Source organism: Actinokineospora sp., assembly GCF_052390155.1.
In the GTDB taxonomy this organism is placed as follows: Bacteria; Actinomycetota; Actinomycetes; order Mycobacteriales; family Pseudonocardiaceae; genus Actinokineospora.
Window position 1 is genome coordinate 80,770 of record NZ_JBQTHF010000006.1, and the last position, 24,017, is coordinate 104,786.

A 24,017-nucleotide genomic window follows, 5' to 3' on the forward strand; every position below is an offset into this window, starting at 1 on the left:
GTGCGCGCGTGACCACGGTGTGGAGGTCAGGCTAGCCAACGGAGGGCGGGTTCCGTCCAGCAGGTTTCGCCCTGCCTGTCGACCCCGTCACCCGTCCAGGGGAAGGCTCGGCGCCCAACCATCGGAGTGAACCGTTCAGTGGTGGAAATTGACCCGAATGGGGGTATAGCCTCTCAGCCAAGGTACCTATCCGGTCACCGCAGGCAGCGATTCGGTTACCCACGAATTAACACTGCGGCTACCCACAGGGCCCCCCAAGACGTAATGTGACCGTCAGGGCGTAAGGGGAAACCCAGGGAGTGCACATGGGTAGCGGTATCACCCGCGAGCCAGTTCGTGAACTTCACCAGAACGGGAGTGTCCGCCATGCGATGACGGCCGAGCAGCCGGAGTCCCTGGCGGCCGACGCGTTCCCCGCAGCGCTGCGGTCGGCTATCCAGGCCAGTGGCCTGAGCCTGGACCGTATCCAGTACCGACTGCGGGCCCGCGGCGTCTCGATCAGTGTGACGGCACTGAGCTACTGGCAGTCCGGCAGACGCAGGCCCGAGCGGGCCGAATCGCTGGCCGCGCTCGGTCACCTCGAAGAGGTGCTCGGCGTCCCCACGGGGTCGCTGATAGCGCTGCTCGGCCCGCCGCGGCCGCGCGGCCGGGTCAACCGCGAGTCCTCCCGACTGACCGTCGAGGCGCTGTGGGGAAACAGCGAGCCGGTCTCGCACCTGCTCAAGCGGATCGACTTCACCACCGACGCGGCGCTGATCAAGCTCAGCCAGCACGACAAGATGGAGATCGCCGCCGACCGCGGCGAGAAGTCGATCAGCGTCCGCCAGGTCTTCCGCGCCGAGCGCGACGGGGCCGACCGGACGCTGATGGTCTACGACCTTGAACTGCCCGGCAGGCCGTTCCCCGAGATCACCGCGGGCGACACGTGCCGCATCGGCCGGGTCGCGCACGACGCGTCCGCGGGCCTGGTGGCCGCGGAGATCCTGCTCGACCAGCCGCTCGCCCGCGGCGACACGACCATCGTCGACTACGTGCTGCAGCACCCCGGCCCGCCCTACTCCCGCGGCGACGACAGCTACTGCCGCAAGTTCACCAGCCCGGTCCGCGAGTTCGTGCTGGAGTTGCGCTTCGACCCGCGGGCGCTGCCCGCGTACCTGGAGCAGTACACAGTCGACACCGACGACCAGGTGACGAACCGGCGCAAGCTGGACGTCACGCTCGACGGCAAGGCGCACGCGGTGGCCCTGGACTTCGGCCCGGGCATCCTGTGCGTCCGCTGGGAGTGGCCTGACTAGCAGGCAAAACCCGCACAACTTCCTCGCAGCAGACCGGGTCAGAGCAGGGTCAGTTGCTCCTGGCGAAGTGGCACGTCGGCGTCGGCGCCCGCGGGCAGGCTGCCGCCCGGCCACCGGGCATCGCCGTCCGCCGAGGGTTTCGGGGCCATGTCGTGCCTGCGGAGCAGGGGCGCGATGCGGGTGGCGAGGGCGCGGCGGTAGCGGATGTCGGCGTTGGTCCCGCGGCCGTACACGCGCCGGTAGAGCGGGACCAGGGCCGGGTGTTCGCGCGCCAGCCAGGCGGCGAACCACTCGCGGGCGCCGGGGCGCAGGTGTAGCGGCAGCACGGTCACCCCGGTCGCGCCCGCGGCGGCGATCTCGGCGAGCAGGGCGTCCAACTGGGCCACGGTGTCGGTGAGTCCGGGCAGGACGGGTGCGACGAACACGCCGCAGGGCAGGCCCGCGTCGGTGATTCGGCGGACGAGTTCCAGCCGCGCCTGCGGACTGGCGGTGCCCGGTTCGAGGCTGTGCTGCAGGTCGCGGTCGAGCAGGGCGATCGACACGCCGAGGCCGACTGAGACATCCCTGCTGACGGCGGCGAGCAGCGGCAGGTCGCGGGAGAGCACGGTGCCCTTGGTCAGGATGGAGAACGGGGTGCCCGACCCGGCCAGGGCGCGGATGATGCCGGGCATCAGCGCGTAGCGCCCCTCCGCGCGCTGGTACGGGTCGGTGTTGGTGCCCATGGCCACGTGCTCGCGGGTCCACCGCGGCGAGCGCACCTGGCGGGCGAGCACCTCGGCGGCGTTGACCTTGACCACGATCTGGCTGTCGAAGTCGGCGCCCGCGTCGAGATCGAGGTAGGTGTGGGATTTGCGGGCGAAACAGTTGTGGCTGACCACGCCGTTGGCGATGAAGTCGCCGGTGCCGGTCGTGAGGTCGAACAGGGGCAGGTCGAGCCCCAGGGGCTCCACGGCGACCACGCCGAGCCGGGCCGCCGACTTCACCGCCGCGCCGTCGACCGTGCGCTTCGCGGTGATCGCCGGGTCGACGGTGTGGAACAGGCGCAGGTGCTCGGCGAGGCCGCCGTCGACCCGGACGCACCGTTTGCCGTCCGGGGCCCGGCGCTGCTCCACCGCGTGCTGGAAACCGAAGGCGCCCAACGCTTCCCGCACCGCGGCGAGGGTGCGGCCGCCCAAGTTCGGCAGTCGCACGATGCGGTGCGCGAAGGTGCCGTCCGCGTCGAACACGCCCGCGAGCAGGCCCTTGCGCCACTCGTCGGTGGGCAGCCGCGGCCACTCGATCGGCAGGCTCAGCGGGAGGTCGCCGGTGAGGTACTCGGCGACGCGGACACCGACCTGCTCCGGCGGGGTCGGACCGCCGTCGCCGCGGGCGATGCCGCACAGGTAGCCGCGGCGGTAGTCGGCGGTGTCCTTGGGCGGCGCGGCGAACCGGCCGGTGCCCATCAGTTTGTTGCCGGTGGTCAGGTGGGGGCGTCTGCCAGGGCCGGACACGACCCCGGTGACGTGCTTCCAGCCGCGCTCGGTGAGGAACCGGTGGTCGCCGCTGGCGATGAGCTGGGTGCCGTCCTGCAGGGTGACCCGGTACGCGGGTTTGACGGTGCTCCAGTGGTCGCGGACGTCGGTGGGCACGTAGTGCCGGTAGCTGCCGCGCCGCTCGGTGCCGTAGACCACGTCGCCGACGCGCAGGTCGGCGATCGGCTTGGTGGTGCCGTCGGCCATCAGCACCGGGGTGTCGCCGTGCAGGCAGTAGCTGCACGCGTGCGAACAGCCCCGATACGGGTTGACCGTCCACCGGAACGGCATCGGCGAATCGCCGGGGACCCGGTTGAGTACGGACTTGGCCCGCACCTCGTGGAACACCATCCCGGCGAACTCCGGCGTCCGCACACTGCGCACCAGTCCTGGCAGGCCGGGTAGGGCCTGCTCGTCGCTCGCGGCCACCCGCTGTCCGTCCCATCGCACCTCCCTAGTCGAACACATGTTCGAACAAGGCGCAACCTCGTCACCTCGGACGGGCTCCGGTATGACACTAGCTCGCAGAATTGGCGGCGAAGTGTCACAAATCGAGGTGCGCATGCCGGAGGTCATCGTCGTCGGCGCGGGGATCGTGGGCGCGAGCGTCGCCTATCACCTTGCCGAGGCGTGCTGGGTTACCCACGCGGGCGGCGCGGGCAGGCTGCTCGCCGCCCGGATACTCGACACCGGGGAGTACTCGGTGGACCCGGATCGACTCTGCCCCAACCGGTTCGAGGACTGGGACGCCGACCGGATCAGCGCCGCCGCGCTGCGCCACTACCGAGGGATCTACGACACGCACTGACGGCGCCCTGACAGGATGCACGGGTGGACGACTGGGAGACCCAACCGATCCCGCGTGTCCGCGAGGCCCGGCACGCCAAGGCGGAGGAGCCGCGCGGGCAAGGGCAGAAGCACCGCCACGGGCACGGACACAGCCACGGGCACGGTCCGGTCGAGCCCGCGTCTCGGCCGGTGCGCAGGTTGCTGGGCCTGCTGCTGGCCCCGTTCGCGCTGGCCGCCGCGGTGGGCATGGTGCTGCTGTTCCCCTTCGGCGACGGCCCGACCGGCGTCGGGAACAACCAGCAGCCCGTGCTCGGCACCGTCACCGCGGCCGAGTCCGGGCCGTGCGCGGGCGGCGGCGAGGATCTCTGCCTCACGGTGACCGTGGTGATGTCCGACGGACGCGCGGCGGGCAGCGACATCCGCACCGCCGTGCCGCTGGAGCCGAGTACGCCGCGGTTCTCCGTCGGCGACGACGTCGTGCTCTCCTACAGCGGCGGAGACCCGCTCAGCGGCCAGTCCTACCAGCTCGTCGACTTCCAGCGCGGCACCCCGCTGGCGCTGCTGGCGGCGCTGTTCGCGGTCGCGGTGCTGATCCTGGGGCGGTGGCAGGGGCTCAAGGCGCTGGCGGCGCTGGGCCTGAGCTTCGCGGTGCTGCTGCTGTTCGTGCTGCCCGCGATCATCGGCGGCGAGAACCCGCTGCTGGTCGCGATCGCGGGCGCGGGTGTGATCATGTTCGTGGTGCTCTACCTGACCCACGGCCTGTCCGCGCGGACCTCGACCGCGGTGCTCGGCACGATGGTCAGCCTCGCGCTCATCGGCCTGCTCAGCGCGCTGTTCGCCGCGGCGGCCCAGCTCACCGGCCTGGACGAGGACACCGCCACCCTCGTCGGCACGCTGGGCCAGGGCATCGACACCCGCGGCCTGCTGCTCGCGGGCATCGTGATCGGCGCGCTGGGGGTGCTCGACGACGTCACCGTCACCCAGACGAGCGCGGTGTGGGAGTTGCGCGCGGCGAACCCGGCGCTGGGGTGGCGCGAGCTGTACGCGGCGGCCCTGCGCATCGGCCGCGACCACGTCTCGTCGGCGGTGAACACGCTGGTCATGGCGTATGCGGGCGCGGCACTGCCGGTGCTGCTGTACTCGTCGATCTCGGGGGTCGGGCTGGGCGCGATCCTGGGTTCGCAATCGATCGCGCAGGAGATCGTGCGCACCCTGGTGGGCAGCATCGGGCTGGTGGCGGCGGTGCCGATCACCACGGCGGTGGCCGCGCTGGTCGCCGTCCGCGAACCGGCGCGGGTGTCCTGACCAGCGACGTTGTGCGACCGTAACAATGCGCGGGGATCATGGGGCGATGGTGGTACGTCGGGTGCGGGTGGGCTGCGAGTTCGGGTATCTGGCCGAGATCGACACGCCGACGGTGTTCCAGGTGCGGCCCCGGCACGAGGACCCGGTGACGGTGCGGAGCGAGCGGTCCTCGGTCGAGCCGGAGGTGGGCAGCCGCGGCTACACCGACCTCTACGGCAACTCCTGCCTGCGGCTGATCCTGCCCGCGGGCCGGTCCAGCTTCCACTACGAGGCGCTGGTCGACGTGCCCGACGCGACCGAGGACGCCGACCCGGACGCGCCGGAGCTGCCGCCCGAGGCCCTGCCCGACGACGTGCTGATCTACACCCTGCCCAGCCGCTACTGCCTGCCAGACATGCTCGGCGACGAGGCGTGGTCGCGCTTCGGCGGCACGGCGACCGGCCACCGCCGCGTCCAGGCGATCTGCGACCACGTGCACGAGCACCTGGAGTTCCGCTACGGCAGCACCACCGCGCAGTCGACAGCGGCCGACGTCAACACCTCCGGCTTCGGCGTGTGCCGCGACTTCACCCACCTGGCCATCTCGTTCTGCCGGTCGCTGAACATCCCGGCGCGCTACGTCTTCGGCTACCTGCCCGACATCGACGTGGACCCCGAGCCGGTGCCGATGGACTTCGCCGCGTGGATGGAGGTCTGGCTCGGCGGCCGCTGGTGGACCTTCGACCCGCGCAACAACCGCAGGCTCAAGGGCCGCGTCGTCATCGGCCGCGGCCGGGACGCCTCCGACGTGGCGATGGCGACCACCTTCGGCGCGCCCGTCCTGGAATCGATGGTCGTGCACGCCGAGGAGGTCCCCCGGTGACGATCGACCGCGCGCCGCTGCTCGACCACCGCGGCCTCGACCTGGAGTCGGCCCGTCGGATCACCTACCGGATCGAGCAGAGCTTCCGCTACGACTACGACGCGCCGGTCGAGGCCGTGCTGCAGCGGCTGGTCGTGGTGCCGCCGGTCCGCCACGGCGACCTGCACCGACGCGCGCACCGGGTGGACGTGACCGGCGCGGCCACCCGGCGCGAGGTGCGCCGCGACGCCGCGGGCAACACCATCGTGCGCGTCCACGCGGCGCGGGTCGAGCGCAGCGTCGAGTTCCGCGTCACCGCCGTCCTCGAACGGGTCCGCGGAGACGGGCCGCCGGTGCTGCCCGCCGCCGCGTTGACCGACCCGCGGCTGCTGCGCCCCACCAGGCTCACCGCCGCCGACGACCGGCTCCGCGCCCTGGCCGCCGACCTCGCGGGCGACGGCGCCCGGGGGCTCGACCTGGCCGAGCGGATCTGCGCGGAGGTCCACGAGGCGGTCGCCTACGAGCACGGCGTGACGACCGTGCGAACCACGGCCGCCGAGGCGCTGGCGGGCGGGCGCGGGGTCTGCCAGGACACCGCGCACCTGATGCTCGCGCTGTGTCACCTGGTCGGGCTGCCCGCCCGCTACGTGTCCGGGCACCTGCTCGGTCAGGGCGGCACGCACGCCTGGGTCGAAGTCCTCGTCCCGGACGACGGCGCGGCGGTGGCCGTGCCATTCGACCCGTGCCACGGCAGGCGGGCGGACAGCGGCTACGTCACCGTCGCGACCGGCCGCGACTACGCCGACGTGGCGCCGACCTCGGGCTCCTACGTCGGCGCGCCGGGCGGCAGGTTGACCACCAGCCGCCAGGTCGGCGTGATCGCCGTCGCCGCCTGAACCCCGCTACGCCTGGGGCTGCGTGATGTTGACCATCCAGCCGATGCCGAACCGATCGGTGCACGACCCGAACTCGTCGCCCCACATCTGCTTCTCCATGGGGACCGACACGGTGCCCTCCGCGGAAAGCTTCGCCCAGTAGCCGCGCAGCTCGTCGGCGTCGTCGCCGCTCAGGCTCACCGCGATGTTGGTCCCCGGGCTGTGCTCCATCCCGGGCGGGGTGTCGGCGGCCATGAGTGTGAAGCCGCTCTCGGTCTCCAGCATGCCGTGCATGATCTGGTCGGCTCCCGGGGCGTCCTGGTCGCCGAACTGGCCGAAGGTGTTCAGTACCAGGGTGCCGCCGAGGACACCCTGGTAGAACTCCATCGCCTGCCGCGCGTCGCCCGCAAAGCTGATGTAGGGGTTGAGACGGGTAGCCATCGTGTTGCTCCTCTTGGTCGTGACAAGGGGATCAACCTTACCCGCCTGCCTCAGCAGGCTTTGATCCAACTGCACTCCACGTCGAAGCGAAGGTCCTGGTCTGTCCGCGGGGCGGGGACCACCGCGATCCTGGCCTGGCCCGCGCGGTCGCTCGCCAGCCGCACGGCGACGGCGTCTTCGAGCGGGCGGGCCGACCGGAGGGTGTTGTTGCTGATCATCGAGAACACCAGGGGCACGCCGTCCGCGGTGCGCACGTAGCCGGACAGCGCGCTGACGCCGGTCAGGGAGCCGGTCTTGGCGTGGACGTTGCCGGTGGCCGCGGTGTCGCGCATCCGGTTGCGCAGCGTGCCGCCGACCAGCCGGTCGGGCACGCCCGCGACCGGGAGCGCGTCGTACCAGGTCTGGAACCACGGCTTGGTCTTGGCCGCGATCAGCAGCGCGGCCACCTGGTCCGGCGCCACCTGGTCCATTCTGGACAGTCCCGAACCGTCCACAAGCGACAGTGCGGCCGGGTCGACGCCCAGCCCGCCGAGCTTGGCCGAGATGGCCCGCACCCCGGCGCGCCAACTCCCCTCGCCGTAGGCCACGCGGCCCGCGGTCTTGACCAGGATCTCGGCGTGCATGTTGTTGCTGAGCTTGAGGAACGGCACCAACAACCGCGCCAGCGGCATCGACGTGTGCTCGCCGAGCGACTCGGCGTTCGCCGGGGTGGCGCCGACGCCGGTACCGCCGATGACCCGGACCCCGTGCCGCGTCAGCGCGTCGGCGAACAGGGAGCGGACCAGTCCGGTCGGCTCCCACACCGTGCTCCACTCCGACTCGACAGCGCCCCCGGCGGGGATGGCGCCGCGCACGCTGATCACGTTGGTGCCGTGCTGCCGCTCGACGGACACCGTCGACGCCGAGCCGGGCTGACCGGTCACCGCGGTGCTGTCGATGGTGACGTAACCGGTCGGCGGCTCGGTCGTGACCGTCGCCCGAGCGCCCGCCGCCCCCGGGGCGACCTTCACGATGATCGACCCGGCGTCGTAGTCGGTGTCCGGGGAGACGGTCAGCGCGGAAATCTGGCCGTTGTAATAGTACGGCTCGTCGTCCCACGCCCAGCCGGTACCCAGCCGCACGGCGTCGAACCAGGTGTCGTCGGCGAGCAGCTTGCCGCGCACCAGCTTGATCCCACCGGCCGCGACCTTGGCGGCCAGCGCGTCGTAGTCGGCGGCGAGCATGGTCGGGTCGCCGGTCCCGCGCAGGTACAGATCCCCGGCCAGGACCCCGCCGCGCGCCCGCCCGGTCGCGAGCACACTGGTGCCGAACCGGTAATCGGGCCCGATGGTGTCGAGGATGGCGGCCGAGCTGATCAACTTGCCGTTGGACGCGGGCTGGCCGCGCTTGCCGCTTCCGCTGGAGAACACGACCGCGCCGGTGTCCGCGTGCCGGACCACCAGGCCCACGTCGGCGCCCGCCACGCTCGGGTCGTTGACGATCGCGCTGAGGTCCCGGGCGAGGGTGTCCTCGGCCTGCGCGGACGCGTCGGTCGCCAGATCGGACGCGGGCACCGCGGCGAACAGGACGGCGGCGAGCGCCAAGGCGTACACCCGTGATCTGGGCATCGAGACTCCTCCAGGAGGACGGCGAAACCGTTCGCCGAACAGTCTCCACATAATCGACCGGTCTGTGAAGTTCTCACGGACCCGGGGTCACCGCAGGCCCGCGACGAACCGGGTGACGGCGTCCGGCTTGAGCCGCTGCGCGAGCTTGCCCTGCGGCGCGACCGACGCGAGCTGGAACAGCGGCCGGTCCGGCGCCGCCGCACCCCTGGCCTCGGCCCGCAGTTGCGCGACGAGCAACTCGGAGAACACCAGGCCCGCGGTGTTGTCGCTGCCCACCAGGGCGTTCGCGAGCCTGCGCAGCGCCAGGATGCCCAGCTCGCGTCCGCCGGTACCGGAGTACACCGCCAGCGACAGGTTGATCGAGCGCCTGCGCTCGCCGACGAGCAGGCCGATCGTGCGCATCCCGCGGACGTCGGTGACCAGCAGCTCGATGCGGTCGGCGCGGTGCAGATCGACGGTCTTGGTGCCGATGGTCCTGGCGACGATCGTGTGGCCCCGCAGCCAGATCCGTCGCCGCGCGGACGCCCACGTCAGCACGCCGAGCAGCAGCGCCACCACGCCCGCGGTGACCAGGCCCGCCGTGCGCCCGGCGATCAGGCCGACGATGCCGCCCACCGCGGCGCCGAAGAGCAGGGCGACGAGCGCGGACACCCAGCCGCGGCGGCGGGACGCGGGCTCGGCCAGCGTCAGCGGGATGCGGTCGGGCTCGGGCGGCGGCGTGCTCAGATCCCTCGCCCCCGGCCGCGGTGCGCCGACGCGGGGTCGGTCAGATCGATCATGCCGGTGAGGAACGGGTTGCTCGCCCGCTCCCGGCCGATGGTGGACGCCGGGCCGTGGCCGGGGAGCACCACGGTGTCGTCCGCGAGCGGCAACACCTTGGTGCGCAAGGACTTCGTCATGTCCGCCATCGACCCGCCGGGCAGGTCGGTGCGGCCGATCGAGCCCGCGAACAGGGTGTCGCCGGAGAACAGGAGCTGCCCGCCCTCGTCGGTGGCCGAGCGGAACGTCACCGATCCCAGGGTGTGCCCGGGGGTGTGGTCGACGGTCATCAACAGCCCGGCCAGGTCCAACTCGGCGCCGTCGGTCATCTCCTTGACCTCGCGGGGCTCGCGCATCCGCAGCCCGCCGAAGAACGCCGCCGACTCGGCGCTCAGGCCGCGCAGCGGGTCGCTGAGCATGTAGCGGTCCTCGGGGTGGATCCAGGCGGGCACGTCGTTGCCGTCGCAGACGGGCGCGACCGAGAAGGTGTGGTCGAGGTGGCCGTGCGTCAGCAGCACCGCGACCGGCGACAACCGGTGCTTGCGCAGCGCCGCCGCGAGCGGCTCCTCGGCCTCCTGGCCGGGGTCGATGATCACGCATTGAGCGCCTTCGGCAGGCGCCACGACGAAACAGTTGGCCTGGAAGGCTCCGGTCGGAAAGCCGACTACGAGCACGGGTGAACCTCCGGTCGGCGGATTCTTGGCTGCTTCTCAGCCTAGTAGCCGGTACCACCACACGGTTCTTACCGGGGTCCCCCATAGACTGCCCGCCTGCCAGGGAACGTGTGAGGTCAGGGAGGGTGCAGGGTGCCGAGCAACGAGCAGCGCCGCGAGGCGGCCAAGCGCAAGCTGGAGCGCCAGCTCGCCAACAGGGCCGAGCGCGCCCGCAAGCGGCGGATCTTCGGCGTCGTGTTCACCGTGGCAGGCGTGGTCGCCGTCGTCGGCGTCATCTACTGGCTGGCCAACATCGGCGATGATGGCGACACGCCGACCGACGCCGCCGCCCAGCAGTCCACCGAGCCCGAGGTCAAGCCGGACATCCCGGCGAGCATCCCGACCGAGCTGGCCCCCGCGCCCAAGCGCCCGACGCCGCTGCCCGCCAAGGCCACCTGCGCGTACCCGGCCTCGGCCGAGCCCGCCGCGAAGCCCGCCCAGCTCCCGCCGACCGCCGACATCTCCGCCGAGGGCACCGTCGGCGCCAGCATCGCGATGGCCGCGGGCGAGGTCAAGGTCACCCTCGACCGCGCGCTCGCGCCGTGCACGGTGAACAGCTTCGTCAGCCTGGCCAAGCAGGGCTACTTCAACGACACCACCTGCCACCGGCTCACCACCGAGGGCCTGCAGGTGCTGCAGTGCGGCGACCCGTCGGGCAGCGGCAACGGCGGCCCCGGCTACAGCTTCGACGACGAGGTCTTCCCCGAGCTGAAGTACGGCCGCGGCATCCTGGCGATGGCGAACTCGGGCAAGAACCCGGAGACCAACAAGGGCACCAACGGCAGTCAGTTCTTCATCGTCTACGGCACCGCCGCCACCCTCCCGCCCGACTACACCGCGTTCGGCACGCTCGACGCCGACAGCGTCAAGAAGATCGATGAGATCGCCAAGGCAGGCACCATCTCCCAGGGCAACCCGGGCGACGGGAAGCCGACCAACCCGGTGAAGATCACCGGCGTGACGATCGCGGGCTGAGTGTGGTTCGGGTCGCGCTGACCGGGCTCTTGGCGGTCGCGGTGGTCGGCTGCTCGTCGACCGTCGCGGGCAGCCCGGTCGGGCGCGACACCACGGCCACCCGTCCGCCGACCACGGCTGCCACGCCGAAGGTCAGGCCAGACGTCCCCGCGCGCATCCCGACCGAGCAGGCCCCGGCGCCCATGCGCCCGACACCGCTGCCCGCCACGGCCACCTGCGCGTACCCGGCCTCGGCCAAGCCCGCGGCGAAGCCCGCCCAGGCGCCGCCGACCGCCGACGTCTCGGCCGAAGGCACTGTCGGCGCGACCATCCGCTTCGCGGCGGGCGCGGTCGAGATCACTCTCGACCGCGCCCTCGCGCCGTGCACGGTGAACAGCTTCGTCAGCCTCGCCAAGCAGGACTACTTCGACGACACCGGCTGTCATCGCCTCACCACCAACGCCGGCCTGCAGGTGCTCCAGTGCGGCGACCCGACGGGCACCGGCACGGGTGGCCCCGGCTACAGCTTCGAAGACGAGGTCTTCCCGGAGCTGAAGTACGGCCGGGGAATGCTCGCGATGGCCAACGCGGGCAAGGGGACCAACGGCAGCCAATTTTTCGTCGTCTACGGCGACGCCGAGATCCCGCCGAACTACACCGTCTTCGGCACCCTCGACGCGGACGACATGACGACGATCGACAAGATCGCCAAGGCGGGCACCACCTCGCAGAACGGTCCAGGCGACGGCGAACCCGCGAACCCGGTGAAGATCACCGACGTCACGATCGCGGGCTGAGCGTGCTCCGGGTCGCCCTGGCCGGGTTCCTCGCAGTCGCGCTGGTCGGCTGCTCATCGACCACCGCGGGCAGCCCGGTCGGGCGCGGCACCCCGACCACCGCCACCACGACCACCGCCACCACGACCGCGCGCCCGTCGACCACGTCTGCCTCCGCGACCGGGAAGCGGTGCACGTTCCGCAAGCAAGGCTCGGCCCCGCAAGGCCGCGACGTGGGCACGCCGCCGGAGCGCGCGGCGGACAAGCCCGCCACCGTCACGCTGACGACCAACCTGGGCGCCATCGCCATCACCCTGACGACGGACAAGACGCCCTGCACCACCCGCAGCTTCGCCTTCCTCGCCGACAAGAAGTACTTCGACGACACGCCATGCCACCGGCTGACGGCGTCGCCGAGCCTGAAGGTGCTCCAGTGCGGCGACCCGACCGGCCGGGGCACCGCGGGCCCCGGCTACACCGTGCCCGACGAGAACCCGACCGACCTGGCACCCGCAGGCACCGCCGCGCGCTATCCGCGCGGCACCGTCGCGATGGCCAACACCGGGCAGCCGAACAGCGGCGGCAGCCAGTTCTTCCTCGTCCACGCCGACTCGACGCTCCCGCCGACCTACGCGGTGTTCGGCACCGTGGACGACGCCGGACTCACCGTCCTCGACAAGGTCGCGGCGGGCGGCATCACCCCGCAGCGCGGCGACGAGGACGGGGCGCCGACGGTGCCGATCAAGATCCAGCGCGCTGTCGTGGGTACCTGACACACTCCCGGCCACAGCGCGCCCATCGGACGTCAGGAGGCCGAGGTGACCCGGTAGACGTCGTAGACGCCCTCGACGCTGCGGACCGCTTTGAGCACGTGTCCGAGGTGCTTGGGGTCGCCCATCTCGAACGAGAACCGGCTGACCGCGACCCGGTCGCGCGAGGTGGTGACCGAGGCGGACAGGATGTTGACCCGCTCGTCGGCCAGCACCTTCGTGACGTCCGAGAGCAGCCGGTGCCGGTCGAGGGCCTCGACCTGGATGGCGACCAGGAACACCGACGACTCCGACGGGGCCCACTCGACCGGGAGCAGCCGCTCCGGTGAGCCGAGCAGTTCGTCGGCGTTGGTGCAGTCGGTGCGGTGCACACTGACACCGCCGCCGCGGGTGACGAAGCCCAGGATGTCGTCGCCGGGGACCGGCGTGCAGCAGCGGGCGAGCTTGACCCAGATGTCGCTGGCGTCCTTGACGATGACGCCCGCGTCGCCCGAGCTGCGCCGGCGGGTGATGGTGGACGGGGTGGAACGCTCGGCCAGCTCCTCCTCGGCGTGCTCGACCCCGCCGAGCAGCGCGACCAGTCGCTGGACGACGTGCCGGGCGGAGGTGTGGCCCTCGCCCACGGCCGCGTACAGCGCGCTGACCTCCGGGTAGCGCAGCTCGCGGGCCAGCGCGGTGACCGAGTCGGCGGACACCAGCCGCTGCATGGGCAGGCCGACCCGGCGAACCTCCTTGGTGATCGAGTCCTTGCCCGCCTCGATCGCCTCTTCCTTGCGCTCCTTGGCGAACCACTGCTTGATCTTGGCCCGGGCCCGCGGCGACGCGGCGAACCCGAGCCAGTCGCGGCTGGGTCCGGCGCCCTCGGCCTTCGAGGTGAAGATCTCGATGACCTCGCCGTTCTCCAGCGTGCGCTCCAGCGCGACGAGCCTGCCGTTGACCCGCGCGCCGATGCAGCGGTGGCCGACCTCGGTGTGCACGGCGTAGGCGAAGTCGACCGTCGTGGAGCCCGCGGGCAGGGTCACCACGTCGCCCTTGGGGGTGAAGACGAAGATCTCCCGGACGGCCAGGTCGTAGCGCAGCGCCTCCAGGAACTCGCCGGGGTCGGCGGCCTCGCGCTGCCAGTCGAGGAGCTGGCGCATCCACGCCATCTCGTCCACCTCGACGCCCGAGTGAGTGCCCTTGGTCTCCTTGTAGCGCCAGTGCGCCGCGATGCCGTACTCGGCGGTCCGGTGCATCTCGTGCGTGCGGATCTGCACTTCCAGCGGCTTGCCGTCGGGGCCGATCACCGTGGTGTGCAGCGACTGGTAGACCCCGAACCGGGGCTGGGCGATGTAGTCCTTGAACCGGCCGGGCATCGGCTGCCACAGCGCGTGCACCACGCCCATCGCGGCGTAGCAGTCGCGCACGTCGTCGACCAGGATGCGCACGCCGACCAGGTCGTGGATGTCGTCGAAGTCGCGGCCCCGGACGATCATCTTCTGGTGGATCGAGTAGTAGTGCTTCGGCCTGCCCTCGACCTTCGCGCTGATCCGCGAGCCGTCGAGGTCGGCGCCGAGCCGGGTGACCACGGTCTGCAGGTAGGTGTCGCGCGAGGGCGCCCGGTTGGCCACCAGCCGCACGATCTCGTCGTACTTCTTCGGTTGCAGGATGGCGAACGCGAGATCCTCCAGCTCCCACTTGACCGTGGCCATGCCGAGCCGGTGCGCCAGGGGGGCCAGCACCTCCAGCGTCTCGCGCGCCTTCTTGGCCTGCTTCTCCGGCGGGAGGAAGCGCATGGTGCGCCTGTTGTGCAGCCGGTCGGCGAGCTTGATGACCAGCACCCGCGGGTCGCGGGCCATCGCGATCACCATCTTGCGGATGGTCTCGGCCTCGGCGGCCGAGCCGAGCTGGACCTTGTCGAGCTTGGTGACGCCGTCGACCAAGTGGCCGACCTCGTCGCCGAAGTCGGCGCGCAGCCGGTCGATGGAGTACTCGGTGTCCTCGACGGTGTCGTGCAGCAGGGCGGCCACCAGCGTGGTGGTGTCCATGCCCAGCTCGGCGAGGATGGTCGACACGGCCAGCGGGTGGGTGATGTACGGGTCGCCGGACTTGCGCCGCTGGCTGCGGTGCATCTCCTCGGCCACGTCGTAGGCGTGCTGCAGCAGCGCCAGATCGGCCTTGGGGTGCAGCTCGCGGTGCACGGCGGCGAGCGGTTCGAGAACCTGCTTGACCGGCGCGGCGCGCTGCGCGGTGATCCGGCGGGCGAGGCGCGCGCGGACCCGGCGGGTGGCCGAGGGCTGCCTACCCGCAGGGGTCTGCGGTTCGGCCCCGGTCGCCCCGGCCGCACCTGTCTCCACCTCGTGGGTCACCCATGCTCCCGTCGGCGCACTATTCCCCGGGTCACGAACGCGGCCCGCGACTTGAGAATAACGCCGGAACGGACCGCGAACGTGCGGTGGGGCGACGAACCGCCCTCGTCAGACGACGAGCAACGACCGCACGGTATGCCCGGCGAGTCGCCCCCGACCGCCCAACGCGGCGATCTCCACGACGACGGCCACCGCGGCCACCTCGGCTCCCGCCCGCTCGACCAGACCGCACGCCGCGGCCACGGTACCGCCCGTGGCGAGCACGTCGTCCACCACCACGACCCGCTCGCCCGGCACCACGACGTCGGCGGGCAACTCCAGGGTGGCGGTGCCGTACTCCAGGTCGTAGGTGATCCGGTCGGCCACGGCGGGCAGCTTGCCGGGCTTGCGCACCAGCACCACGCCGTACCCGTGCGCGGCGGCCATCGCGGCACCGAACAGGAACCCGCGGGCCTCGACCGCGACGAGCGTGCGCACGCCGTCGGGCACGGCCGCCGCGAGCGCGTCGGTGACCGCGCGGAACGCGTCCCGGTCGGCGAGCATCGGGCTCAGGTCGCGGAACAGGACGCCCGGCTCGGGGAAGTCGGCGACTTCCCGGACGAGACCGAGCGCCCTGTCCAGTGGACTGTCGACCACGGTCAGCGGCGCTTCTTGCCGCTGGGCTTGCCCGCGGGCTTGCGCCGCGCGTCGCTCGCCTTCGGGATGCGGCCGGGGATGCTGGAGGCCACCGCCATGGCCTTCTCCCGACGCAGTTCCGCGCCGAGCGCGTCGTCGTCGGACAGGTCCAGCTCGCCATCGGCGTTGGCCGCCGCCGCCGCCTCGGTGCGGCGAGCCTGGTTGGCCCGGCGCTGCGCGACCCGGTCGGCCTGTTGTTTGAACTTGGGCTCGGTGAGCTTGAAGTCGACCAGCATCGGCGTGGCCAGGTAGATCGAGGACAGAATGGCCACGAGCATGCCGGTGAGCTGGACCAGCGCGAGGTCCTGCAGCGTGCCGACGCCGAGCAGGCCGACGCCGACCGCGAGCAGGCCGATGACCGGCAGCAGCGCGATGAGCGCGGTGTTGATCGACCGCATCAGGGTCTGGTTCAGCGCCAGGTTCGCGGCCTCGGCATACGTTCGGCGGGTGAGGCCGAGGATGCCGCGGGTGTTCTCCTTGACCTTGTCGAACACCACCACCGTGTCGTAGAGCGAGAAGCCGAGGATGGTGAGCAGGCCGATCACCGTGGCCGGGCTGACCTCGAAGCCGATGAGCGAGTACACGCCCGCGGTGACGATGATGTCGTGCAGCAGCGCGATCAGCGCCGAGATCGCCATCCACTTCTCGAAGTACAGCGCCAGGAAAATCGTCACCAGCACCAGGAACACGCCGAGCGCGATCAGCGCCTGACGGGAGATCTCCCCGCCCCAGGAGCCGGACACGGCGCTGTCGCTGATCTGCGCGACGCTCGCCGTGCCGCCCGGCGGCTGCGGCCGCAACTGCTCGAACAAGGCGGCCTTGACCTGCCGGACCTGCTCGACCGTGAGCGCCTCGGACTTGATCTGGATGGTCGCGTTGGCCCCGGTGCCCACCGACTGGACCGACGCGGGTTCCTTGTTCAGCGTGCTGGTGAACACCTGCTCGACGCGCTCGGTGGTGATCTGGCCGCTCGCGGCTGCCGCGGGGAGCTGGATCTTGGTGCCGCCCTCGAAGTCGATGCCGAGGTTGAACCAGCGGATCGAGATCGACGCGATGCAGATCAGCAGCAGACCGCCGAAGATCAGGTACCAGCGCTTGCGCTTGCCGACGATGTCGAACGCGCCCGTGCCGGAGTAGAGCCGGTCGAACACGCTGTGCTTGCGGCCGTCTCCGGTGTCTCCGGTGCTGGAGAGCGGGCTGCCGGTGACCGTGGTGGGGTCTTGGGACTCTTTGCCGGTCACGTCACACTTCCTTCGCGGCGGTGCCCGCGGCGACCCGCGCGGCGCGCTGGGTGGCGGCGGACCGCTGGACGCCGCCGAGGCCGGAGAGCTTCGAGTTGGACAACAGCTTCGTCTTCGAGCCGAGCGCGACCAGCGGGTGGGTCACCAGGAACACCACGATCAGGTCGAGCACGGTCGACATGCCCAGGGTGAACGCGAAGCCCTTCACCTGGCCGACGGCGAGCACGTAGAGCACCGCGGAGGCCAGGAAGCTGACCGCGTCGGCGGACAGGATGGTGCGCCGCGAGCGGATCCACGCGCGGGGCACGGCGGAGCGGAAGGTGCGACCCTCGCGGACCTCGTCCTTGAGTCGTTCGAAGAAGATCACGAACGAGTCCGCCGTGATGCCGATCGCGACGATGAAGCCCGCGATGCCCGCGAGGTCGAGGGTAAACCCGATCCAGCGGCCGAGCAGCACCAGGAACGCGTAGACGACCACGCCGGAGAGCACCAGCGACAGGATCGTCAGCACGCCGAGCAGCCGGTAGTAGAGCAGGCAGTAGACGAACACCAGCGCCAGGCCGATGCCGCCCGCGATCAGGCCCGCCTCCAGCGAGGCCAGCCCCAGCGTCGCGGATACCGTCTCGGCCTCGGAGGACTCGAAGGACAGCGGCAGCGAGCCGAACTTCAGCACGTTGGCGAGCTTCTGCGCCTCGGCCTGCTTGAAGCCGCCCTCACCGCCGGTGATCCGGGTGTCGCCGTTGATGGCGCCCTGGATGGTCGGCGCGGAGACGACCTCGGTGTCGAGCACGAACGCGGCCCGCTCCTGGATGTGGGTCGCGGTGTAGTCCGACCAGATCGACGCGCCGGTCGACTTGAAGCTGACGCTGACCACGAAGCCGACACCCTGCGGGTCGGCCGCGGAGGTCGCGTTGCTGATCTCGGTGCCCTCCAGGAACGACGGGCCGAGGATGAACTTCTCCACCCCGTCCTGGTCGCACGCGGCGAGCGGCCTGGCGGGGTCGTCGTTGCCGACGAGCGGGTCGGCCTGGCCGGGGGCGCAGTTCAGGGTGGCCAGCGCGGCCTCCTGGGTCGCCTGGTCCGCGGGGACGTCGGTGCCGTCCGGGCCCTTGCCGGGCGCCAGCCTCGGGTCCTGGCGGCACGCCTTGGCCGCGGTGATCAGCTCCGGGCCTCGGTTGCCGGAGTCCTTGAGCAGGTCGCTGTAGGCCGAGCACGGCGTCGCGGCGGCGGGTGGCTGGGCGGCGGGCGGCTGCGCCGGGGTGGTCGCGGGCGGCTGCGCCTGCGCGGGCAGCGGCCTGCCCTGCGGCGCGGCGGAGGTCGGCGGGCCACTGGCCGGGGCGGGCGCCGTCGAGCCCGCGGGCGCTGTCGGCGGGGTGGAGCCCGCGGGGGGCACCTGTCCGGTCTGCTCCGGCGCGGCGGCGCCGACGGCCCCGATGACCGGGCGGAACCGGAGCTGCGCGGTCTGCCCGAGGTCCTTGGCCTTCTCGCCGTTCTCCCCCGGCACCGTGATCACGATGTTGTTGCCGTCGAGCACGACCTCCGCGCCGCTGACGCCGGTGCCGTTGACCCGGGTCTCGATGATCTCGCGGGAGAGGTTGAGCGACTCCTTCGACGGCGGCTCACCGGTCTCGGTGCGGGCCGTCAGGGCCACTCGGGTACCGCCCTGCAGGTCGATGCCCAACTTGGGGGTCGCCTTGCCGTCCCCGGTGAAGAACACCAGGGCGTAGAGCGCGGCGACGACTGCTACGAAGAACGCCAGATAGCGTCCTGGGCGGATCTGCCCGGCCGGTGGTGCCACGGTCGGTCCGTCTCCTCGGCTCGCTCGGATGCGCGCGGGTCTCGCGCGCGACACGGTGTCGTGGGTGACAACGGTCTCTGCTGATGGTCATGACACTGCGCCCGCACCCGCGTTACACATGTGGGTGAGGGCGCAGCGTACCGCTTGGCAAGTGAACCCGGTGTTGCCCGGGTCACTCCGCGCCAGTCGGCTCGGGCCCAGGGTCACGGCCCGGCCGGGAGGTCAGTTCTTGCCGTGCTCCAGCGGCGGCGCGACCTCGGCCTTGGATTCGGTGGATTCGGCCGGGATCGACTCGTGGTCGGTCAGCTCGTCGTCGTCCTCGTCCACGTCGGGGCCGATCTTCTCGCGCACGGCCTGGCGCAGCCAGGTCGTCTCGATGCCCGGCGCGATCTCGATGTCGATGGTCGCGTCGTCACTGGTGTCGGCCACGGTGCCGTAGAGACCGGAGGTCAGCATGACCCGGTCGCCCACGCTGAGCGAGTTCTGGAGTTCCTGCTGCTGCGCGACCATCTTCTTCTGCCTGCGGGAGCCGAGGAAGAGCGGGATCGCCAGTACGGCGACCAGCAGCAGGGGGAGCAGAGCCTGGTTCATTTCTCTCCGTTCGGGAGCCATTCCCCGATGCGGGAAAAGTCCGATTGTTCGGGTTGCCTCATCCGAGTGTGCCAGGTTGTGACGGGCGCCATCGTCGCGGTCATCCGTCGAACAGGGTAGGCGCTGCCTGCCCGGGAGCCTCGATCGGGGCGGGCAGCCCGAGATGGGTCCACGCCAGCGCGGTCGCGACCCGCCCCCGCGGCGTCCTGGCCAGCATCCCGGCCCGGACGAGGTAGGGCTCGCACACCTCCTCCACGGTGGCGGGCTCCTCCCCCACCGCGACGGCCAGCGTGGACACGCCCACCGGGCCGCCGCCGAACGACCGCACCAGCGCGCTCAGCACCGCCCGGTCGAGCCGGTCGAGACCGAGTTCGTCGACGTCGTAGACCTGGAGCGCGGCCTGGGCGATCGCGCGGGTGACGGCACCGTCGGCGCGCACTTCGGCGTAGTCGCGCACCCGGCGCAGCAGCCGGTTGGCGATGCGCGGGGTGCCGCGCGAGCGGCCCGCGATCTCCTCCCCGCCGTCGGGGTGCAGGTCGATGCCCAGGATCCGCGCCGAGCGGCGCAGCACCCGCTCCAGCTCGTCGGGCGAGTAGAACTCCATGTGCGCGGTGAAGCCGAACCGGTCGCGCAGCGGACCGGTGAGCGCGCCGGACCGGGTGGTGGCACCGACCAGGGTGAACGGGGCGATCTCCAGCGGGATGCTGGTGGCGCCGGGGCCCTTGCCGACGACGACGTCGACCCGGAAGTCCTCCATCGCCAGGTACAGCATCTCCTCGGCGGGCCGGGCGATGCGGTGGATCTCGTCGATGAACATCACGTCGCCCTCGGCGAGGTTGGACAGCATCGCGGCCAGGTCGCCCGCGCGCTCCAGGGCGGGCCCCGACGTGATTCGGATCGGCCTGCCCAGCTCGGCCGCGATAATCATCGACAGGCTGGTCTTGCCCAGGCCGGGCGGGCCGGACAGCAGCACGTGGTCGGGCGGGGCGCCGCGGCCGGTGGCCCCCTTGAGGACGAGTTCGAGCTGTTCGCGGACCCGCGCCTGGCCGACGAACTCGGCCAGCCTGCGGGGGCGCAGGGTGGACTCGTCGTCGCGCTCGTGCGGGTCGGCGACCGGGGAAAGCTGCGACTCGTCGGGGTACCCCTCGTCGGGCGGCTCGTCCGGGTACATCTCGGCCACTAGCGCTTGCGCCCGAGGGTGGCCAGGGCCTTGCGGAGCACGGCGGAGGTGTCGGCGGAACCGTTCTCGGCGAGCACGCCGTCGACGGACTGCTCGGCCTGCTTGAGCGGGAACCCGAGGCCGGTGAGCGCCTCGACGACCGAGCCGCGCACCCGGCTCGCGGCGGGCGCGGCGGGCGACTCGGCACTGGCGGGCAGCGCGCCGACCTTGTCGCGCAGGTCGATGACCAGCCGCTCGGCGCCCTTGCGGCCGATGCCGGGGACCTGGGTGAGCACGGTGATGTTGCCCTCGGCGATGGCCGCGCGGAGTTGGTCGGGCTCCAGCACGGCCAGCGTGGCCAGGGCGAGCCGCGGGCCGATGCCCGACACGGTCAGCAGCAGCCGGAACAGGTCGCGGGCCTCGGTGTCGGCGAAGCCGAACAGGGTGAGCGAGTCCTCGCGGACCACCAGCGCCGTGGCCAGCGCGGTCTCGGTGCCCCGGCGCAGCGTGGCGAGGGTGTGCGGGGTGGCCTGCACCGCGAACCCGACCCCGCCGACCTCGACCACCGCGTGGTCCAGCCCGACCGCCGCCACGTTGCCCCGAATCGAGGAGATCACTTCGTCACCGTCCTGCTCTCGCGCGCCGCGGCGGCCAGCCTCGCACGGTGTTTGCGGGCGAGTTCGGCCGCCCTCGCCTCCGCCTCGGCGAGCCGGGCGCGCACCGGGGCCTGCCAGAGGTGGCAGATCGCCAGGGCCAGCGCGTCCGCGGCGTCGGCGGGCTTGGGCGCGGCCGCCAGCCCGAGCAGCCGGGTGACCATGGTGGTGACCTGGGCCTTGTCCGCCCGGCCCGAGCCGGTGACGGCGGCCTTGACCTCGCTGGGGGTGTGGAACATGACCGGCAGCCCGCGCCGCGCCGCGGCCAGCGCGACGACGCCCGCGGCCTGCGCGGTGCCCATCGCGGTGCGCACGTTCGCCTGGCTGAACACGCGCTCGATCGCGACCACCTCGGGCCGGTGCAGGTCGAACCAGCCCTCCACCGCGTCGGCGACCTTGAGCAGCCGCACGGCGAGGTCGTCGGCGGCCGGGGTGCGGATGACGTCCACCGCGACCGCCCGGACCTGGCGGCCGGGCCCGCCGTCCACCACCGCGATGCCGCAGCGGGTCAGGCCCGGGTCGACTCCCAGCACGCGCACGACGGTCGCTCCCTGCCAGCTCGTGAACACTCGTTCGAGAGCCTAGGCGGTCACGGCACCAGGCCCGATGCCGACACGCGGGGCACCACGATCGGGTCCTCGATCAGCTCGGGAGCCAGGACTTCGCCGTCCGGGCGCAGCCACGGTTCGTGCGGCGCGCCACCCGGGTCCGGCCGCCAGGCGCGGCATACCCGGGCCAGCTTGACCGGGTAGATCGTCAGGTCGCCCGCCGGGTCGATCCGCAGCCGCAGGAAGCCCTTGTGGTCCTCGATGCTCTGCCCGGCCATCACCTCGTTGAGGTTGATCCCGTACCGGCTGGCGATCATCAGGTACCCGGCCACCAGCTCGGCGTCGAGGAAGCCGATCAGCAGCGGGGTGCCGCCGAGCACGATCACCAGCGTCGACCAGTCGCGCACCGCCCCGCCCGGCAGGACGTCGGTGTAGAGCCAGATGACGGTGAACGACCAACCGACGCAGAGGCCGAGGTGCGCCAGGGCGTGCAGGATGCCCGCGACCGTGGGCGTCGGTCCGGTGGTCTGGCGTTCGAGCCGGGCGAAACCGAGTCCGCCCAGCACTAGGACAACCCCGACAAGCAGCGCGGGCGTCCAACTCGCGACCAGGCCGAAGAACCCCTCCGGCCCGCCGAGGGTCTGCACCAGGCCGTAGAGCACGGCCAGGGTCATCACCGTCTGGAAGCCGCCGGTCAGGCCCCAGAAGCCCGGATTTCGCCAGGGCAGCCGGAAGATCCCGGCGGCGAACCGCCGGGAGGCTTCCTCGTCCGGGTAGCGCGCGGCGAGGTCGTACCCGGCGGGCAGCGCGGGCTCCCGCACGCGCGAGGTCGGCGGCGGCAGGGTCAGCGTCTCGGGGAGCTCGTGGGTGGCGGCCAGGTAGGCGCCGCCGAGGCCCGCGGTGACGAGCTGGCGCGAGCCGTCGCGCTCGGCGTAGCGGGCGTAGTGGTGCTTGTCGCCCGAGAGCATGACGCGGACCGACGCGCCCCGCGCCCGCACGATCTCGCGCTCGAAGAACGCGATCGTGTCGTGGCTCTTGGTGTGGCCGCCGGAGCCCGCGTCGACCCAGACGGGCGCGGGCGTGCACAGGATCACCGCGTCGCCGGGGCGCAGCTCGGCCGATGCCTTGCGGAAGTACTCCAACTGCGGCGAGTCGACGTAGTCGTCGAACTGGGTGTCGATGGCGAACAGCCACCAGCGGTGCGGCAGCTCGACGGCGAAGTACGAGCGGGTCTGCTCGGTGTCCCACCCGCCGAAGGGCCTGCGCTGGGCGAACACGCGCAGGAACGCGGTGAGCCCGTCGTACCAGTCGTGGTTGCCGGGCAGCGCGAACAGCGTCGGCGCCGTCCCGCGCGCGGACGGCAGGGCGGCCCGGTAGACACCCTTGCTGCGGTCCTCATAGGCCCGGGTGGACGCCGACGGGTACACCTCGTCACCGCCCATGATGAGCAGCCTGCCGCGCGGGAGCGGGTCGTGCCCGGGCACCTCGACGGACTCGGCGGCCAGCAGCGACGCGATCGAGTAGGTCGCGTCGAACCCGTCGCCGAGGTCGGCGACGAAGTCGAACCACAGCTCGTCGCCGTCGTCGTGCCGGTGCACGGCGGCGGGCAGGCTGCCCTGCAGCTCCCGCTTGTCCGCGTACGACCCGAAGATCGTCGCGATCGCGGACTGGATGCCGGTGCTGACCAGCACCCGCGGCGCGAGCCAGCGGACCGCGGCCTGACGCTGGAAGCCGAGTTCGCCCTCGGTGAGGTCGGTCGGCCGGGGGCGGAGCTGGGGACCGGTCACGGCGCCCTCCCCTGGAGGTGACGGGAGGAAAATCCTAGCCTCAAGATCGCGGCGGCGGCCCGGGTCGTTCGGCATGATCCGGTCTGGGCTTCGCCATGACCAGCAGCCGCACCCCGGCCACGTCTGCCAACTCCCCCACCGCGACGTACCCCGCGCGCTTGTAGAGCCGCTGGTTGTCGAAGCTCTCCGCCCCGGTGATCAGCCAGAACGCGCCCACCTCGGCGGGCGCCGCCGCCTCGATCGCCGCCAGCAGGGCCCGCCCGATCCCCCGCCCCTGCTGATCCGGCGCCACTGCGAACCGCACGACCTCCATCCGGTCGCCCTCCGTCCGGTCGCCGTCGACGCGGCCGCGGACGCTGCCCACCAGCCGAGTCCCCGACCACGCGCCCAGGGCGATCCGCAGGTCCGCGCGGAACTCGGCCACCGTCTCGACCAGCGGCGGGATCAGCGGCGCCGAGTACCGCTGCGCCTCGGTGACGTAGGCGGCCCGCTGCACGGTCAGCGCCTCCCCCACGTCGGCGGCGGTGAGCGGGGCAATGCGGACACCCTGTGACATCGGTTCGCTCGCAGGCTCGCTCACG

Annotated in this window: 23 protein-coding genes; 8 read left to right on the forward strand and 15 right to left on the reverse strand. The window is 72.0% G+C overall.

Annotated elements, in window-relative coordinates:
• The first annotated feature begins 371 nt into the window (after nucleotides 1–371).
• Nucleotides 372–1,295, forward strand: a complete 924-nt coding sequence (locus ACT4N7_RS02555) for a helix-turn-helix domain-containing protein (RefSeq protein ID WP_444826918.1) — start codon at nucleotides 372–374, stop codon at nucleotides 1,293–1,295.
• 38 nt (nucleotides 1,296–1,333) lie between these two features.
• Here ACT4N7_RS02555 and ACT4N7_RS02560 read toward each other — a convergent pair whose 3' ends face one another.
• Entirely contained in the window at nucleotides 1,334–3,256 is a 1,923-nt protein-coding gene (locus ACT4N7_RS02560; RefSeq protein WP_444826919.1) for an intein-containing Rv2578c family radical SAM protein, read from the reverse strand.
• Between the two features lie 112 nt (nucleotides 3,257–3,368).
• Between ACT4N7_RS02560 and ACT4N7_RS02565 the strand changes: the two genes are divergently transcribed.
• From ACT4N7_RS02565 to ACT4N7_RS02580, 4 genes are read left to right on the forward strand one after another with little or no spacing between them, the layout of a single operon-like run.
• Nucleotides 3,369–3,614: a hypothetical protein gene (locus ACT4N7_RS02565; RefSeq protein ID WP_444826920.1), complete on the forward strand. Its 246-nt coding sequence runs from the start codon at nucleotides 3,369–3,371 to the stop codon at nucleotides 3,612–3,614.
• A 23-nt stretch (nucleotides 3,615–3,637) separates the two neighbouring features.
• Nucleotides 3,638–4,900 carry a YibE/F family protein gene (locus tag ACT4N7_RS02570; protein WP_444826921.1) on the forward strand — a complete coding sequence of 421 codons (1,263 nt, stop codon included), beginning with the start codon at nucleotides 3,638–3,640 and terminating at the stop codon, nucleotides 4,898–4,900.
• A gap of 46 nt (nucleotides 4,901–4,946) precedes the next feature.
• The gene (locus ACT4N7_RS02575; protein ID WP_444826922.1) at nucleotides 4,947–5,762 is read left to right on the forward strand and encodes a transglutaminase-like domain-containing protein; all 816 of its coding nucleotides are present in this window, start codon (nucleotides 4,947–4,949) and stop codon (nucleotides 5,760–5,762) included.
• Nucleotides 5,759–6,637: a transglutaminase family protein gene (locus tag ACT4N7_RS02580; protein ID WP_444826923.1), complete on the forward strand. Its 879-nt coding sequence runs from the start codon at nucleotides 5,759–5,761 to the stop codon at nucleotides 6,635–6,637. The genes ACT4N7_RS02575 and ACT4N7_RS02580 overlap by 4 nt, the downstream gene beginning before the upstream one ends.
• Before the next feature lie 6 nt (nucleotides 6,638–6,643).
• Here ACT4N7_RS02580 and ACT4N7_RS02585 read toward each other — a convergent pair whose 3' ends face one another.
• The 4 genes from ACT4N7_RS02585 to ACT4N7_RS02600 form a co-directional block, all read right to left on the reverse strand.
• Nucleotides 6,644–7,057 (reverse strand): VOC family protein, encoded by a 414-nt coding sequence (locus ACT4N7_RS02585; protein WP_444826924.1) that lies wholly within the window; start codon nucleotides 7,055–7,057, stop codon nucleotides 6,644–6,646.
• A 50-nt stretch (nucleotides 7,058–7,107) separates the two neighbouring features.
• Nucleotides 7,108–8,664 (reverse strand): D-alanyl-D-alanine carboxypeptidase/D-alanyl-D-alanine endopeptidase, encoded by a 1,557-nt coding sequence (gene dacB, locus ACT4N7_RS02590; RefSeq protein WP_444826925.1) that lies wholly within the window; start codon nucleotides 8,662–8,664, stop codon nucleotides 7,108–7,110.
• Nucleotides 8,665–8,751: 87 nt separating this feature from the next.
• Complete coding sequence (locus ACT4N7_RS02595) at nucleotides 8,752–9,315, reverse strand: hypothetical protein (RefSeq protein ID WP_444826926.1); 564 nt, start codon at nucleotides 9,313–9,315, stop codon at nucleotides 8,752–8,754.
• Nucleotides 9,316–9,386: 71 nt separating this feature from the next.
• Nucleotides 9,387–10,097: an MBL fold metallo-hydrolase gene (locus ACT4N7_RS02600; RefSeq protein ID WP_444826927.1), complete on the reverse strand. Its 711-nt coding sequence runs from the start codon at nucleotides 10,095–10,097 to the stop codon at nucleotides 9,387–9,389.
• A gap of 132 nt (nucleotides 10,098–10,229) precedes the next feature.
• On the opposite strand from ACT4N7_RS02600, the gene ACT4N7_RS02605 reads away from it, so the two are divergent.
• The 3 genes from ACT4N7_RS02605 to ACT4N7_RS02615 are packed head-to-tail and all read left to right on the forward strand — an operon-like array spanning nucleotide 10,230 to nucleotide 12,639.
• A complete protein-coding gene (locus tag ACT4N7_RS02605; RefSeq protein WP_444826928.1) occupies nucleotides 10,230–11,111 on the forward strand; it encodes a peptidylprolyl isomerase in 882 nt (293 codons plus the stop codon).
• A 2-nt stretch (nucleotides 11,112–11,113) separates the two neighbouring features.
• Entirely contained in the window at nucleotides 11,114–11,887 is a 774-nt protein-coding gene (locus ACT4N7_RS02610; protein WP_444826929.1) for a peptidylprolyl isomerase, read from the forward strand.
• Nucleotides 11,888–11,889: 2 nt separating this feature from the next.
• On the forward strand, nucleotides 11,890–12,639 hold the full coding sequence (locus tag ACT4N7_RS02615; protein WP_444826930.1) for a peptidylprolyl isomerase: 750 nt from the start codon (nucleotides 11,890–11,892) through the stop codon (nucleotides 12,637–12,639).
• 32 nt (nucleotides 12,640–12,671) lie between these two features.
• Here the strand turns inward: ACT4N7_RS02615 and ACT4N7_RS02620 are convergent, their stop codons facing one another.
• The 10 genes from ACT4N7_RS02620 to ACT4N7_RS02665 all read right to left on the reverse strand — a co-directional run bounded on the left by ACT4N7_RS02620 (nucleotide 12,672) and on the right by ACT4N7_RS02665 (nucleotide 23,992).
• Nucleotides 12,672–14,972: a RelA/SpoT family protein gene (locus tag ACT4N7_RS02620; RefSeq protein WP_444827039.1), complete on the reverse strand. Its 2,301-nt coding sequence runs from the start codon at nucleotides 14,970–14,972 to the stop codon at nucleotides 12,672–12,674.
• A gap of 120 nt (nucleotides 14,973–15,092) precedes the next feature.
• Complete coding sequence (locus tag ACT4N7_RS02625; RefSeq protein ID WP_444826931.1) at nucleotides 15,093–15,620, reverse strand: adenine phosphoribosyltransferase; 528 nt, start codon at nucleotides 15,618–15,620, stop codon at nucleotides 15,093–15,095.
• Nucleotides 15,621–15,622: 2 nt separating this feature from the next.
• Nucleotides 15,623–16,810: a protein translocase subunit SecF gene (gene secF, locus ACT4N7_RS02630; protein WP_444827040.1), complete on the reverse strand. Its 1,188-nt coding sequence runs from the start codon at nucleotides 16,808–16,810 to the stop codon at nucleotides 15,623–15,625.
• Nucleotides 16,811–16,901: 91 nt separating this feature from the next.
• Complete coding sequence (gene secD, locus ACT4N7_RS02635) at nucleotides 16,902–18,698, reverse strand: protein translocase subunit SecD (RefSeq protein ID WP_444826932.1); 1,797 nt, start codon at nucleotides 18,696–18,698, stop codon at nucleotides 16,902–16,904.
• A gap of 222 nt (nucleotides 18,699–18,920) precedes the next feature.
• Nucleotides 18,921–19,289: a preprotein translocase subunit YajC gene (gene yajC, locus ACT4N7_RS02640; RefSeq protein ID WP_444826933.1), complete on the reverse strand. Its 369-nt coding sequence runs from the start codon at nucleotides 19,287–19,289 to the stop codon at nucleotides 18,921–18,923.
• A gap of 100 nt (nucleotides 19,290–19,389) precedes the next feature.
• On the reverse strand, nucleotides 19,390–20,460 hold the full coding sequence (ruvB, locus tag ACT4N7_RS02645) for a Holliday junction branch migration DNA helicase RuvB (RefSeq protein ID WP_444827041.1): 1,071 nt from the start codon (nucleotides 20,458–20,460) through the stop codon (nucleotides 19,390–19,392).
• Between the two features lie 8 nt (nucleotides 20,461–20,468).
• Nucleotides 20,469–21,065, reverse strand: a complete 597-nt coding sequence (ruvA, locus tag ACT4N7_RS02650) for a Holliday junction branch migration protein RuvA (protein ID WP_444826934.1) — start codon at nucleotides 21,063–21,065, stop codon at nucleotides 20,469–20,471.
• Complete coding sequence (ruvC, locus tag ACT4N7_RS02655; protein ID WP_444826935.1) at nucleotides 21,062–21,640, reverse strand: crossover junction endodeoxyribonuclease RuvC; 579 nt, start codon at nucleotides 21,638–21,640, stop codon at nucleotides 21,062–21,064. Before ruvC ends, ruvA begins: the two co-directional genes overlap by 4 nt.
• A 50-nt stretch (nucleotides 21,641–21,690) precedes the next feature.
• Nucleotides 21,691–23,436 carry a metallophosphoesterase family protein gene (locus tag ACT4N7_RS02660; RefSeq protein ID WP_444826936.1) on the reverse strand — a complete coding sequence of 582 codons (1,746 nt, stop codon included), beginning with the start codon at nucleotides 23,434–23,436 and terminating at the stop codon, nucleotides 21,691–21,693.
• Between the two features lie 40 nt (nucleotides 23,437–23,476).
• A complete protein-coding gene (locus ACT4N7_RS02665; RefSeq protein WP_444826937.1) occupies nucleotides 23,477–23,992 on the reverse strand; it encodes a GNAT family N-acetyltransferase in 516 nt (171 codons plus the stop codon).
• Nucleotides 23,993–24,017 lie beyond the last annotated feature (25 nt).